We start from the raw sequence: 13302 nt of genomic DNA, 5'->3' as shown, positions 1-13302 counted from the left end.
GCCCGAAGGCCGCGGCTTGTTGCTTGTTCAATGGACCGCCACGCAGCCCCCCGACTGCGCGGCTATCCACGACTTGATCAGCGCTACGCCCTCGCGGTGCGCGGTGCTGCGACCAAGTTCCGGCATCATCGTGCCGGGGTCGGTCGACTCCATGCGATAGGGCAGGATGGAGTCGTCCGGCGCGCCGGGCACGATGTCAAAGAGATGGTCCCCGGTGCCCCGGCCAGCGGCCACCGGCGGCTTGCAGATGCCCAGGTGGCGATCCTCGGGCGCGCTGACGTCCAGGGTGAGCGCGGTGGTGTTCGCCGCGCCCTTGGGGTTGTGGCAATGGCCGCAGTTGATGTCCAGGTAGGCGCGGGCACGCGCATCCAGCGACTCACGCGAATCCATCCAGTTGGCGTTGCGCGGCGCCTGCGCAGGCGCGGGCGCACCGGTGAGGTAGCCCACCTTCATCAGGTGCACCAGCTCGTTGTCCTCGCCGCCGGCATAGGCGTAGCTGCGGTTGAGGTGGCGGGCCTTGGGGCCGATCGGATGGATCTTGCGCGTCACCCAGTCCTGCGCGTGGCAGCTGGCACACTGGCTCTCGTCGGGCACCACGTAGTTGAAATCCTCGGCGGCGTCGCCGTCGTCGACCAGTCGCAGCGGAATGACGGCGCCGGTGCGCGCCAGCTCGGCGTCGCTCTGGTCGTCCTTCCACACATAGGGAATCGCCGCCCAGCCCGACTCGCGGCGCACCAGGATGCGCGTCTCGATCAGGTGCACGTTGGCCAGGTTGAGGCCCTCGCCGGCGAAGTCGTGCGAGCTGTCGTAGGTGCGCACCACGTCGGTGAACTTGCCGCTGGCAGCGCGCGGGTAATAGAAGGTCTTGCTGATGATGGTGCCGACCGGGAAGTCGAAGGTGTCGGTCGGGTCGTACTTGGCCGAGGTGCCCTTTGGCATCCAGATCGTGCGCAGCTTGTGCGCGTAGTCGGTGAACAGCGGCGTGTTGAGGTCATACGGAACCACGCCCTGGTTCAGCACGAGCTTGCCGTCACGCACTTCGACCACGTGCCAGTCGCTCAGTTTTTGCGGCCGTCCGTCGGCATGAAAGGCGACCGGGTCCAGGTCGCGATGGCATGCAGTGACCAGCAACAGCGCCAACACCGCGATGGCGCGCAGATACAGCTTCATCATCGTTACGCGACCTCAGGCCTTCGGTTCGGGATCGAGTACCACCGGCGGCAACTTGGGCAGCGTGCACTGGTACGGCTTGGTGTCGGTACTGGGGTTCTTGTAGTCGTGCGGGCCGTCGGCATTGATCACGCCGATGTCACCGTTCTGGATGCAGAAGCGGTCTTCCGGCGGCGGCAAGCCGTTCACCAGGGTCTTCTCGTTCACGTAGCCGTCCCACAGCACGTCCGGGAAGCGGCCGTTGAGGCCGTACACCGCCGTCTTCAGCGTCTTCAGCTTGAGGCCGTCCGGCGAATCGCCGCCGCCCTTGAAGCGGTTGTCGTAGATGAAGATGCCCTTCGGGTAGGGGTTGTAGTCGGCGGCCACGCCCTTGGTGTTGTAGTAGTTGGTGGAGAAGTAGCTGGAAATGATGATGTTGGTGGTCTGGTTGTCGGAGATGTCGTTGTCGAAGATCTCCACCTTGTCATTGGAGTTCACCACCACGCCCGCCCCGCGCGGCACGCTGGCCACGGCCGCGCCCTTGGCGGCGAAGTTGTCGGTGTTGTTGGCGTACACCTTGTTCTTGAACACGCGCGTGCTGTGCCCTGCCTGCGACAGGTTGGGCATGTTGAACACCAGGATGCCGCCGGTGTTGTTGGTGGCGGTGTTCTCGTAGACGTCCGCGTTCACCGAGTTCTCGATCTCGATGCCGGCGACGTTGTATTCGGCGTGGTTGCGGCGCACCACGATGTTGTTGGACTGGCCCACGTAGATGCCGGCATCGGAGGCGCCGATCACCACCGAGTCCTCGATCAGCACGTTCTGCGTCTTCACCGGGTACAGGCCGTAGGCGCCGTTGGTGGTCTTGGGGCCGCCGGTCCATTCCACCCGCACGCCGCGGATGGTGATGTTCTTGCCCTGGTTGATCTTCAGCGCATCGCCCTTGGTGTCTTCCAGCGCCAGGTTCTCGATGGTGAAGTCGCTGGCGTTCACCAGCAGGCCCTCCGGTCCCACCACCTGGCCCTTGAACGACAGCACCGTCTGGTCCTTGCCTGCGCCGCGGATCGTGACGCCGTCGGTGCGCAGGCTGAGTCCGCGCTGCAGGTGATAGTGGCCTGCGGGAATCTCGATCACGCTGCCCGGCTTGGCATCGAGCAGCTGTTGCTGGAGCTTCGCCTCGAAGGTGGCGTCGCCGTCGGTCTGCGCCGGCGGCGCCTCGTGGCCACAGGCGGCCAGCAGCAGCGGCAGGACAAGGGTCAGTTGGGTCTTGCGCATGGTCGCCTTCACTCCCCAGTAGCGGCTTTCAGCATGACGTCCCACTGTCGGGGATCTGCCTCGGGCTGGGGAGGGCGGCAGTAGCGCCGATGGGGGGTAAATCGGCCAGCCTCGCGGCTATGGGCGGCCCGGAGGGGGCTCTTACGCGGCCTGTCGGCGGGCGCTGCGCGGCGGCATGCCGGTCCAGCGCTTGAAGGCGCGGCGGAATTCGCGGGGATCGCTGAAACCGATTTCCTGGCCGATCTCAGCCACGCTGAGCTTGCCGCCATGCAGCAGCTCCAGCGCCCGCTCGGCGCGCACGCGGTCGTGGATTTCGCGGAAGATACGCCCGCCCTCGGCCAGGCGGCGGCGCAGCGAGCGCTCGCTCATGTTGAGCATGCGGGCCACGTCGGGCAATCGCGGCTGCTGGTGCAGGTGGCTGCGCAGCAGTCGTTCGACCGAGGCGACGATTTCCTGTGGCGCGCCCTCGGGACCATGCTGCTGCGCGCACAGCGCGCGTGCCTGTTGGGCGGTCAACGGGTTGTGGGTAGGCAGCGGGTGCTCCAGCCACTGCACGTCCAGCACGATGCGGTTGTAACGCGCCCCGAACACCAGCTCGCATTGGAAAAAATCGGCGTAGGCATCGGCGTGCGGTGGCCGGGCGTAAGTCAGCTCCAGGCGTGCCGGGCGGAAGTTCTGGCCGAGCAATTCGCGGGCGATCGCCAGCGAGCTGGCAAACAGCTCCTCGCACAGGAAAGGCAGCAGCGGGGCATCGTTGAAGCGCGGCCATGCCGCCAGCGCGACCTCACGGGGTCCCACCTCCTCGAAGCTGACATCCAGCAGGCTGCCGCTTACCCGGTGATGGGTAATGCCCACCACCATGGCCTCGCCGAACGTGGCCGAGGTCATCATGGCCAGGCCGAGCAGGCCGAAACTGCCAAGCGTTTCCACGCGGCCTACCGCCAGCCCGAGGCCGCAGTCGCCGCTGGCGTGCAGGGCGCGCCGGATCACCGTGCTGGCCTGACGGTAGGAGACACGGAGGCTCGGATCATTCAGCTGCTCACGGGCCAGGCCGGTGCCGGCAAACCAGGGTTCGCAGCGCAGGCCGCGGACCAGGGCCAACTGGATCAGGTGCACAAGCACGTTCGGCAGCGTGGTCGCCGCCGTATAGCGCGCGTCTCCCTCGGCCGAAGCCGACGCAGCGTCATGCATTGGATGGCCGGCCGATAAGGCAGCGGACGTCATCGTGATAGCTCCCACCCCCTGGCGACGGACGAGCCCGGCGCTGACTTGATCTATATCATGACGATCAGCCTGCCGCTTCATGCAATGCACCAAGGTCCGCCCCGGGGAGCTGCCTCCATGAGCACGATTCGTTCATCCCTGATCGCCACAGGAGCTGTGCTACTGCTGGCCGCCTGTGCGCCGGTGGAGCGGCCATCGGGTGGTTCCGCGCCGGCACCGGCCCTTTCCGCGTCGGCGCCCGACCTGCAGACCGCAGTGCTGCTACCGGCCGCGCCCAAGCCAGGCACGCCGCGCTACGAGGCCGACCGTGAGGTGTTTCGCGCGACCCGTTCCCTGCAAGGCAGTCCACGCTGGAGGCTGGCCCAGCAGGACGTGGATTACGCCACGCCACGATTGATGGCCGACTTCAGTTGCGCGATGGGCGTGCCGCTGGACGCCGGCAAGCTGCCGAAGCTGGCGGCGCTGGTGGAGCAGGCCAGCGATGCGGCCGATGCCTCCACTGGGCCGGCCAAGCGGGCCAACCAACGCCAGCGCCCGTTCCTCATCGATCCCGGCGCGACTTGCCAGCCCACCACCCTGCTTGCGCACAGCTTCGACTACCCCTCGGGTCATGCCACGCGCGGCTGGGCGGTGGGACTGGTGCTCACCGAGCTGGCGCCTGACCGCGCCACCGACCTGTTGCTGCGTGCGCGCGCCTTTGGCGACAGTCGCGTGGTGTGCGGCGTGCACAATCTCAGCGCCGTCGAGGCGGGCGCCATGAATGGTGCAGCGGTGGTGGCGACGCTGCATGCATCACCGGCCTTCCAGCAGCGCCTGGCCGATGCACGCGCCGAACTGGTGGCCTACCGGCGAGCCGCGGCCTCCAACGCCGGGCCCCCATGCAGCGCCGAGCGCACACTGATCGAAGCAACGCCCTATTGAGATAGCGGCAGGGCCGGTGGCTGGGGCTTCGTCGGTCATCGATGCAGGCGTGCCCGGCAGGGCACGGCCAGCCATTGCGCCCCGCGCTCATCGCGACTGCGCGTGACGATCAGGGGCGCGCGGCGCTGGCCGCCCGCTTCCACTGCACGATCCAGCTGTCCAGATCGGACAGGCGTTTGTTGCGGTCGTCCTGCAACGTCATGCCGACGGCAGCGCCGGCGACTCGGCCGGCAGGATCGATCAGCATCAGGGTCGGATACACACCCACACCCAGCGTATCGATCAGTGCCTGTCCATCGTGCAGCACGTTCCAGCGCAGGCCGCGCAGGCGAACGAACATCCCGGCGGTCGCGGCATCCTCGTAGGTGATGGCCACGAAGTTCATGTCGCCGTGCTCGCGCGCGAACACGTTGAGCGTGGGTACTTCGGCGATGCACGGTACGCATTCGGCGAAGAAGAAGCTGACCAGCGTATAGCGTCCGCGGAAATCGCCAAGGCGCTGCAGCTTGCCTTGCAGCGACGGCAGTTCGAATGGCGGAAAGGCGTCGCCGCGGCCGAACGCGAAGCGGCCCGCCGGTGCCTCCGCGGGCCGCAGCCGCAGTACCGCCATGCCGGCCTGGGTGTCGCGCGTGATGCTGTAGTCGCGGCCCTGGCCCAGCTGTTGGGCGAAGGCGGCATAGCCGATGGATTTGCCGGCGGCGTCCAGGTAACGCACCTGGGGCGAAGGACCCAGCTGCAACGTGGCGACGAATCGCGATTCATCGGCCGAGGCAGGCGCGGCGTGCGAGGCCAGGGGCAACGTTGCGGCCAATGAGGCCAGCCACAGGATGCCTCGCATGGAAATGCCTGGCGACCACGGCCGGCACGCGCGCGCAGGTTCGACACCGGTCGGGAGTTCGGGGCTGGGCATGGGCTGGGTCACGGGTCCGGATGAGCGCAGGTGCGGGTTGGGAGCCACGAAATTGTAAGCACGGCGTGCGGCCTGTCGCATGCGCGACGGGTGTTGCGGTGCGGCAGGCGGGCAGGAGGTTCAGCCCGGCATGGGCCCAGGTCACCGCATGCCGGCCGCGCGTGGCCGGAGCATGCCCCGCACCCCGTGGCAAACCGTCGCACCCCTGGTCTCCCATGGAGGATGGGCGCGGATGTCCCCGGCATGCGATGGCCAACTCCATGAAGCAGAACGCAAACGCGCAACTGCAAATGTCGCTCTCGCGGGCGCGAAGCACGAACGACTTCGTTCATCCCTGCTTCAAATCAATGAGATGCGTCATTCTTGCTCCCCGACGCCATCGCGGCCTATCATGCCTGCGTTCCAGGCACGCCGGGTTCTCATGATCGTGCTTCGACCAGCTGCTGCCGGCTTGCCGTGCGCGACGATGTGGCTCAAGCCCAATCGTGCCCTCAGCCGTCGTGACCTGCGTCGTTTGATCGGAGTTCTGGTGGCGCTGGCGCTGACGACGGCCGTGCTGGGGGCGTGGCAGGGGAATGTCTTCGCTCCGCTGTTCGCACTGGTCGAGTCTGCCGCAGTCGCCTTCGCCCTTGGCGTGGCCTGGCGGGCCGGCGACCGCAGCGAACGCATCACCCTCGACGAATCGTCGCTGGAGGTGCAATCCCTGCCAGGCCGGCGCAGTGCGCGCTTTCAGACGTATTGGGTGCGCGTACGGCTGGTATCCGGCGAGGGGAGGAACCGCCTGCTGTTGACGTCGCACGGGCGGGAGCTGGAAATCGGGGCCTTCCTCGGGGAAGAGGAGCGTGCCGAGCTGTCAAGGAAACTCATGGTGTTGCTGGCCGACATCAACCGTGGTCCGCAGCGCAGGTAGGTTCAACAAAGGTGCATCACGACATGACATCTGGCGGCATCAGGCCTAGCGGTTTCAAGCGAGCGGTCACGGCAGCACTCTTCGCACTCACGATGTTCGGCGGCGTGGCGCTCGCCAATCCGCAGCCCGGGCAGTTGAACATGACCCGTGGCGCGTCCACCTGGTCGCCCGAGGCGTATTTCCTCAACAACGTCGCCTTCGGCGTCTGCGTCGTCATCGGCATCCTGGTGTTCGGCGCGATGTTCATCGCCATGTTCCGCTTCCGCAAGTCGCGCGGTGCGGTCGCCGAGAAGTGGTCGCACAACACCACGCTCGAAATCGTGTGGACCACCATCCCCGTCATCATCCTGATCGTGCTGGCCTATCTCGCCACCGGCGGCCTGCGCACGTTCGCCGACACCACCGGCTCGGAGATGACGGTCAAGGTCACCGGCTACCAGTGGAAGTGGCGCTACGACTACGTCGACTACAAGGGCAAGGCGATCGAGAAGGTCGGCTTCATGTCCAAGCTCGACCGCGAGAGCGACGAAACGCGCCAGCTCGACTCGGGCCTTGATCCGAAGTCGGTCCAGGTCGATGGCTACAACACCTACCTGATCAACGTGGACAAGCCGCTGGTAGTGCCGGTGGGCACCAAGATCCGCTTCGTGATCACCGCCGGCGACGTGATCCACTCGTGGTGGGTGCCGGCGCTGGGCTGGAAGATGGACGCCATCCCGGGCATCGTCAACGCCGCGTGGACCAACATCACCGAGCCGGGTGTGTACCGCGGCCAGTGCGCCGAGCTGTGCGGCCAGGATCACGGCTTCATGCCGATCGTGGTGAAGGCACTGCCGAAGGCGGAGTTCGAGAAGTGGCTGGCCGACCAGGAAGCCGCCGCCACCCCGCCGGCGCCGGCCGCCCCGGCATCGGCGCCGGCACCGGCCTCCACGGCGGCCGCACCCAAGACCGCGGCAGTCGACGTACCTGTCTCGCAGGGCCACCAGGGCTGAGCGATCAGCCTGTCAACAGCATTCGCATTTAGGTAGAGGTGTAAGGCATGGCCCACGCAGCTACACACGATCATCACGACGATCACCACGGCGCGCCCAGCAATTTCTTCGTGCGCTGGTGCATGTCCACCAACCACAAGGACATCGGCACGCTGTACCTGGTGTTCTCGCTGCTGATGTTCTTCATCGGCGGCAGTTTCGCGATGGTGATCCGCGCGGAATTGTTCAAGCCCGGCATGCAGCTGGTGCAGCCGTACTTCTTCAACGAAATGACCACGATGCATGCGCTGGTCATGATCTTCGGCGCGGTGATGCCGGCCTTCGTGGGCCTGGGCAACTGGATGATCCCGCTGATGATCGGTGCGCCGGACATGGCGCTGCCGCGCATGAACAACCTGTCGTTCTGGATCCTGCCGTTCGCCTTCGCGCTGCTGCTGTCCACGTTGTTCCTGCCCGGCGGTGGCCCGGCCGGTGGCTGGACCATGTACCCGCCGCTCTCGCTGCAGGGTGAGTCGGTGGCCTACGTGGTGTTCGCGGTCCACCTGATGGGCATCAGCTCGATCATGGGCGCCATCAACATCATCGCGACCATCCTCAACATGCGCGCGCCGGGCATGGATCTGCTGAAGATGCCGGTGTTCGTGTGGAGCTGGCTGATCACGGCATTCCTGCTGATCGCGGTGATGCCGGTGCTCGCCGGTGCGGTGACCATGCTGCTCACCGACAAGTATTTCGGCACCAGCTTCTTCAACGCGGCTGGCGGTGGTGACCCGGTGCTGTTCCAGCACATCTTCTGGTTCTTCGGTCACCCCGAGGTCTACATCATGATCCTGCCGGCCTTCGGCCTGGTCTCCGAGATCATCCCGACCTTCGCGCGCAAGCCGATCTTCGGTTACAAGGCGATGGTGTTCGCGATTGCCTCGATCGCCTTCCTGTCGTTCATCGTGTGGGCTCACCACATGTTCGCGGTGGGCCTGCCGCTGGGCGGCGAGATCTTCTTCATGTATGCCACCATGCTGATCGCGGTGCCGACCGGCGTGAAGGTGTTCAACTGGGTTAGCACCATGTGGGGCGGCTCGATGACCTTCGAAACGCCGATGCTGTTCGCCATCGCGTTCGTCATCCTGTTCACCATCGGCGGCTTCTCCGGCCTGATGCTGGCGCTGGCTCCGGCCGACTTCCAGTACCACGACTCCTACTTCGTGGTGGCGCACTTCCACTACGTGCTGGTGACCGGCGCGATCTTCGCCATCATCGCCGCAACGTACTACTGGCTGCCCAAGTGGACCGGCCACATGTATTCGGAAACCTGGGGCAAGATCCATTTCTGGAACAGCGTGATCTGGGTGAACGTGCTGTTCTTCCCGCAGCACTTCCTGGGCCTGGCCGGCATGCCGCGCCGCATTCCGGACTACAACGTGGCGTTCGCCAACTTCAACATGATCAGCTCGATCGGTGGCTTCCTGTTCGGCGCCTCGCAGCTGATCTTCGTGGGCGTGGTGATCCACTGCTGCTTCTTCTCCAGGAAGAAGGCGCCGGATCGCGTGTGGGAAGGCGCCAAGGGCCTGGAGTGGACTGTGCCTTCGCCGGCGCCGTACCACACCTTCGAGGTGCCGCCGGTGATCCACGACGAAGAACTGGCCCACGGCCACGTCGAGGATTGAAGCAAGGCTTTGCTGCTCCGGCCCTGCGGCCGGAGCAAGAGGAAACGGGTCGGATGAATCAGTCGAACGCAGCAGTCGAGCAGGCGCGAAAGAAGGGTGTGCGGCGCACCGTCACGGTGTTCGGCGCCATCGCAGTCGCGATCTTCCTGCTTTCGCTGCTGCAGGGCCTGAGGTATTCCTGACGTGTATCTGCTGCAGTATTCCTCCGTTGCGCCAGTGAGGCGTGCCGGGTTGCAGTCCCCGCGCAGGGCGTGGGGACGGAAGTAAACGAGAGAAATCCACGGGGATCGCACCATGGGTGGTCAGCAGCAAGGCGCTTATTTCGTACCGACCAAGAGCTATTGGCCGATCGTGGCCGCGGTCGTCATGTTCGTCACCGTGTTCGGTGCCGCGCACTGGCTCAACGCACCACCGGGTGAGGCGAGCTTCGGCAAGACCATTCTCACGATCGGTTTCGTCGGCATCCTGCTGATGTTCTTCGGCTGGTTCCGCTCGGTGATCCGCGAGTCGCTGGCCGGCAGCTACAACAGCCAGGTGGACCGCTCGTTCCGCATGGGCATGATGTGGTTCATCTTCTCCGAGGTGATGTTCTTCGGTGCGTTCTTCGGCGCGCTGTTCTACGCGCGCATGTTCGCGGTGCCGTGGTTGGGCGGCGATGGGCATGGCGTGCTGACCCACCAGTTCCTGTGGAACGACTACGCGGCCTCGTGGGGCGCCAGCGGCGGCGGTGGTCCGGGCCATATCGGCGGCGATTTCCAGACCGTGGCCCCGTGGGGCCTGCCACTGCTCAATACGCTGATCCTGCTTTCCTCGAGCGTCACCATCACCATTGCGCACCACGCGCTGAAGTTGGGCCATCGCGGCCGCATCCTGCTGTTCCTCGGCCTGACCGTGCTGCTGGGCGCCACCTTCCTGTACTTCCAGGCGCACGAGTACATGGAGGCCTACAAGGAGCTCAACCTGACGCTGCAGAGTGGCGTGTACGGCTCGACCTTCTTCATGCTCACCGGTTTCCACGGCATGCACGTGACGCTGGGAACGATCATGCTGGCGGTGATCTGGCTGCGCGTGGCCAAGGGCCATTTCACCAAGGAACACCACTTCGGTTTCGAGGCGGTGGCCTGGTACTGGCACTTCGTGGACGTGGTGTGGCTGGGCCTGTTCATGTTCGTCTACATCCTCTGAGACGCTTCCGCGCTCCGGTAAAAAGCCCGCCTCACGGCGGGCTTTTTGTTTGGGCGCATCCCTGGCGGGAGCGCACCTTGCGCGGGACCAGTCGATGCAGCGATGACGACATGCCGCCGCGGTCGCCCACAGGGTGGGCTCCTGCAAAAGCCGCGTCGACCAGACCTGTAGGAGCGCACCCTGTGCGCGACCAGTCCATCTCCCAAGGCGGCGCCACCCCCGCCCCGGGTGGCGTTCGCACCACAAAACAAAGGCCCGCCGGAGGGCGGGCCTTGGGGGAATCGGATGTCGCAGCGAAGCGCTGGAGCCGGTTGGCGGCTACAATTACTGGCCCACGCCGTGCGGGTGGAGCCAGCCCATCCAGATGCCAAGGACGACCATCAGGATGAGCAGCACCGACAACCCGATGCGGCGCGTCAACGCCCACACCGTGCGCTTGCTGCCTTCCTTGTCGGTCATCATGAAGTACAGGGCCTGACCAAGATTGAACAGCACCACCAGCAGCAGGATCACCAGCGCATATTTGTAGATGGTTTCCACGTGATAGGTCCGTACGTTTTTGACATCCGCAGTATAGCGGCCGTGCGCGGTGCCTCCGCGTGAAGTGGCTGCGCCGGCCATCGTGGTTTGCGTTGCTGCTGACGGCGGCAGGTGCCTTGCTGTTCATACGCTTGGGCGTGTGGCAGCTGCATCGCGCGGATGAAAAGGACGAAATTCTGCGACGGTATGCCGCAGCGGAAAACGAGGCTCCGCGCGACTTCGCCGCAGTGGCCGCAAAGCCCCCCATGGATGCGTTTGCGCGGGTGAAAGTGCAGGGCGAATACGTCACGGGCAGGCTCTATCTGCTCGACAATCCCAAGCACGACCAGCGCGGCGGTGTGGAAGTCTATGCGCCTTTCCGTCCGCGCTCGGGAGATCGCCTGCTGCTGGTCGATCTTGGCTTTCTTCCCGGCAATGGCACCGACGAGGCGCCACAGGTTCCACCGCTGTCCACCAGCGAGCAGGACTTGCAGGGACTGTATCTGCCTGCACCCGGCGTGGGCTTCCAGATGGGCGGCAACGCGCTGGCACGGCAGTCGCACTGGCCCAAGACCACTGTCTACCTCGACCTGTCGCAGGTAGCTGCCGACCTCGGGCAGGCGCTTTATCCGCAGGTGCTGGTGCTGGACGAGGACCCCGCCGCCATCTACGTGCGCCAGCACACCATCGATTTTTCCGCGATGCCGCCCGCGCGGCATCGTGCCTACGCGTTCCAGTGGTTCACCTTCGCCGTGGCCGCGGTGGTGATCCTGCTGGTGCTGCATCGTCGTCGACCGATGAAGACCACGGACAAGCCATGAATGCACCCGACCCCGCCGCGTTGCGCGCGAGCCGCCTGAAGCTGCTGTTGATCATGCTGGTGTTCGCCGCGCCCATCGCCGCCGCCGGCATGTTGACGCTGACCGGCTGGCAACCCAGTGGCAAGGCCAACGGCGAGGCGGTCACGCCGGAGCGCAACTTCGCCAATGAGCAGCTCGCGGTGACCCTGCCAGACGGCAGTGCCTGGGCCTGGCGTGCCGACCAGCCGCAACTGACCCTGGTGGCGCTGGCCGGTCCGGACTGCGCGACGCAATGCATGGCCACGCTGACCAAGATGGCGGCCGCGCGCATCACCCTCAACCAGAATGCTTCGCGCCTGCGTCTGCTCTACGTGGGGGCGCCACCCGCCCATGCCGCTGCGAGCGGTATGACCGATTACTGGCAGCTGGGGGAGGATCACGCCGGCAAGCTCGCCGCGTTCCGCCCCGGCATGCCCGACAGCGTGTCGGCCTTGCTGGTGGAGTCTGACGGTACGGCGTTGTCGTTGTACCCCGCCGGTTTTGATCCAACCGGTTTGCGCAAGGATCTGCAGAAGGTGATCCGCTGATGAGTGCCCGTTCCCTGAGAGTGCTGCGCGGCCTGTCGCTGCTCGCCGCCGTGTTTGCCTTTGGCGTGGTGATGTTCGGCGCCTTCGTGCGGCTGTCCAACGCAGGCCTGTCCTGTCCCGACTGGCCGACCTGCTACGGACGGGCGACCTGGCCCGAGCAGCAGCACGAGATCGCGCAGGCGAACCAGGCGTTTCCCGATCGCCCCTACGAAACCCACAAGGCCTGGCGCGAGCAGGTGCATCGTTTCCTGGCCGGCACCCTGGGCACGCTGGTGTTCGCGCTTGCGCTGATCGCCAGCTGGCGGCGTGCGTGGGCGCGCTATGCGGTGATCCTCGGCGCCATTTTCGCGGCGGCCGGCGTGACGCTGTACATACAGGGTGAACATCACTGGTCGCTATGGCTGTCCTTGTTCGCGATCGGATTGCCCTTGCTTGCATCGACCGGACTCGACCGGCCTGGTGCGTGGCGCATCAGCGTGCTCGCGCTGGCGGTGGTGGTGTTCCAGGCGATGCTCGGCATGTGGACGGTCACCCTGCTGCTCAAGCCGATCGTGGTGATGGGACACCTGATGGGTGGCATCACCACCTTCGCGCTGCTGGCCTACGCCGCGCTTCGCTTTGCTGGCGTCGGCGCCCGCGACGGCAGCTACGCGGGCCTGCGTCACGCGGTGATCGTGGGCATCGTGTTGTTGTTGTGCCAGATCGCCCTGGGCGGGTGGACCTCGTCCAATTACGCGGCCTTGGCTTGCGGTACCGATTTTCCCAAGTGCCTGGGGCAGTGGATGCCACCGGCCGATTTCCGCGAGGGCTTCGTGCTGTGGCGCGGCATCGGCGTGAACTACGAAGGTGGCGTGCTCGACATGGCCGCGCGCAGTGCCATCCAGATCGCGCATCGCATTGGCGCGCTGGTGGTGTTCTGCTACCTGGCGTGGCTGTCGCACAAGGCGTCGCGTCGCGGTTTGCGTGTGCAGGGCCTGGCGATCGCGCTGGTGCTGGTGGCCCAGGTGCTGCTGGGTATCAGCAACGTGCATTTTGGCCTGCCGCTGCCGGTCGCCACGCTGCACAATGGCATGGCGGCCCTGTTGTTGTTCACCCTGCTGGCCACCCTGGCACGCACCCAGCGACGTCATGAAGACTCGCTGTTCCTGGCCTACGGACACCGATAA

The 13302-nt window shown here is 65.7% G+C and carries 14 protein-coding genes; 9 read left to right on the top strand and 5 right to left on the bottom strand.

The features are described from left to right. Positions 1-27: 27 nt before the first annotated feature. The 3 genes from DVU99_RS18065 to DVU99_RS18055 form a co-directional block, all read right to left on the bottom strand. Positions 28-1173, bottom strand: coding sequence for an SO2930 family diheme c-type cytochrome (locus DVU99_RS18065; RefSeq protein WP_114241625.1), 1146 nt, complete (start codon positions 1171-1173; stop codon positions 28-30). A gap of 12 nt (positions 1174-1185) precedes the next feature. Continuing rightward, positions 1186-2424, bottom strand: coding sequence for a parallel beta-helix domain-containing protein (locus DVU99_RS18060; protein WP_114241642.1), 1239 nt, complete (start codon positions 2422-2424; stop codon positions 1186-1188). A gap of 141 nt (positions 2425-2565) precedes the next feature. Beyond that, positions 2566-3648, bottom strand: coding sequence for an AraC family transcriptional regulator (locus DVU99_RS18055; RefSeq protein ID WP_114241624.1), 1083 nt, complete (start codon positions 3646-3648; stop codon positions 2566-2568). A gap of 117 nt (positions 3649-3765) precedes the next feature. Here DVU99_RS18055 and DVU99_RS18050 point away from each other — a divergent pair, with 117 nt between their 5' ends. Next, on the top strand, positions 3766-4569 hold the full coding sequence (locus DVU99_RS18050) for a phosphatase PAP2 family protein (RefSeq protein WP_157971482.1): 804 nt from the start codon (positions 3766-3768) through the stop codon (positions 4567-4569). Positions 4570-4678: 109 nt separating this feature from the next. Here DVU99_RS18050 and DVU99_RS18045 read toward each other — a convergent pair whose 3' ends face one another. Next, positions 4679-5407, bottom strand: coding sequence for a TlpA disulfide reductase family protein (locus DVU99_RS18045; RefSeq protein ID WP_157971481.1), 729 nt, complete (start codon positions 5405-5407; stop codon positions 4679-4681). A 538-nt stretch (positions 5408-5945) separates the two neighbouring features. On the opposite strand from DVU99_RS18045, the gene DVU99_RS18040 reads away from it, so the two are divergent. The 5 genes from DVU99_RS18040 to DVU99_RS18025 all read left to right on the top strand — a co-directional run bounded on the left by DVU99_RS18040 (position 5946) and on the right by DVU99_RS18025 (position 10230). After that, a complete protein-coding gene (locus DVU99_RS18040; protein WP_114241641.1) occupies positions 5946-6389 on the top strand; it encodes a DUF2244 domain-containing protein in 444 nt (147 codons plus the stop codon). A 23-nt stretch (positions 6390-6412) separates the two neighbouring features. Next, complete coding sequence (gene coxB, locus DVU99_RS18035) at positions 6413-7381, top strand: cytochrome c oxidase subunit II (RefSeq protein ID WP_114241621.1); 969 nt, start codon at positions 6413-6415, stop codon at positions 7379-7381. 122 nt (positions 7382-7503) lie between these two features. After that, positions 7504-9045: a cytochrome c oxidase subunit I gene (ctaD, locus tag DVU99_RS18030; protein ID WP_232823652.1), complete on the top strand. Its 1542-nt coding sequence runs from the start codon at positions 7504-7506 to the stop codon at positions 9043-9045. Between the two features lie 53 nt (positions 9046-9098). Beyond that, a complete protein-coding gene (locus tag DVU99_RS20255; protein WP_255412923.1) occupies positions 9099-9227 on the top strand; it encodes a hypothetical protein in 129 nt (42 codons plus the stop codon). A gap of 112 nt (positions 9228-9339) precedes the next feature. Further along, the gene (locus DVU99_RS18025; protein WP_114241619.1) at positions 9340-10230 is read left to right on the top strand and encodes a cytochrome c oxidase subunit 3; all 891 of its coding nucleotides are present in this window, start codon (positions 9340-9342) and stop codon (positions 10228-10230) included. A gap of 324 nt (positions 10231-10554) precedes the next feature. On the opposite strand, the gene DVU99_RS18020 is transcribed toward DVU99_RS18025, so the two are convergent. Continuing rightward, positions 10555-10770 carry a twin transmembrane helix small protein gene (locus tag DVU99_RS18020; protein WP_019464088.1) on the bottom strand — a complete coding sequence of 72 codons (216 nt, stop codon included), beginning with the start codon at positions 10768-10770 and terminating at the stop codon, positions 10555-10557. A gap of 59 nt (positions 10771-10829) precedes the next feature. Here DVU99_RS18020 and DVU99_RS18015 point away from each other — a divergent pair, with 59 nt between their 5' ends. Genes DVU99_RS18015 through DVU99_RS18005 form a run of 3 tightly spaced genes read left to right on the top strand, consistent with a single transcriptional unit; the run spans position 10830 to position 13302 of the window. After that, positions 10830-11570: an SURF1 family protein gene (locus tag DVU99_RS18015; protein WP_114241618.1), complete on the top strand. Its 741-nt coding sequence runs from the start codon at positions 10830-10832 to the stop codon at positions 11568-11570. Continuing rightward, positions 11567-12136 carry a hypothetical protein gene (locus DVU99_RS18010; protein WP_114241617.1) on the top strand — a complete coding sequence of 190 codons (570 nt, stop codon included), beginning with the start codon at positions 11567-11569 and terminating at the stop codon, positions 12134-12136. The genes DVU99_RS18015 and DVU99_RS18010 overlap by 4 nt, the downstream gene beginning before the upstream one ends. Next, positions 12136-13302, top strand: a complete 1167-nt coding sequence (locus DVU99_RS18005; protein WP_114241616.1) for a heme A synthase — start codon at positions 12136-12138, stop codon at positions 13300-13302. Before DVU99_RS18010 ends, DVU99_RS18005 begins: the two co-directional genes overlap by 1 nt.

The organism is Dyella sp. C9, assembly GCF_003332825.1.
Lineage (GTDB): Bacteria > Pseudomonadota > Gammaproteobacteria > Xanthomonadales > Rhodanobacteraceae > Dyella.
Note: the sequence above shows the minus strand (reverse complement) of the source record. Positions and strands in the feature narration are given on the sequence as shown.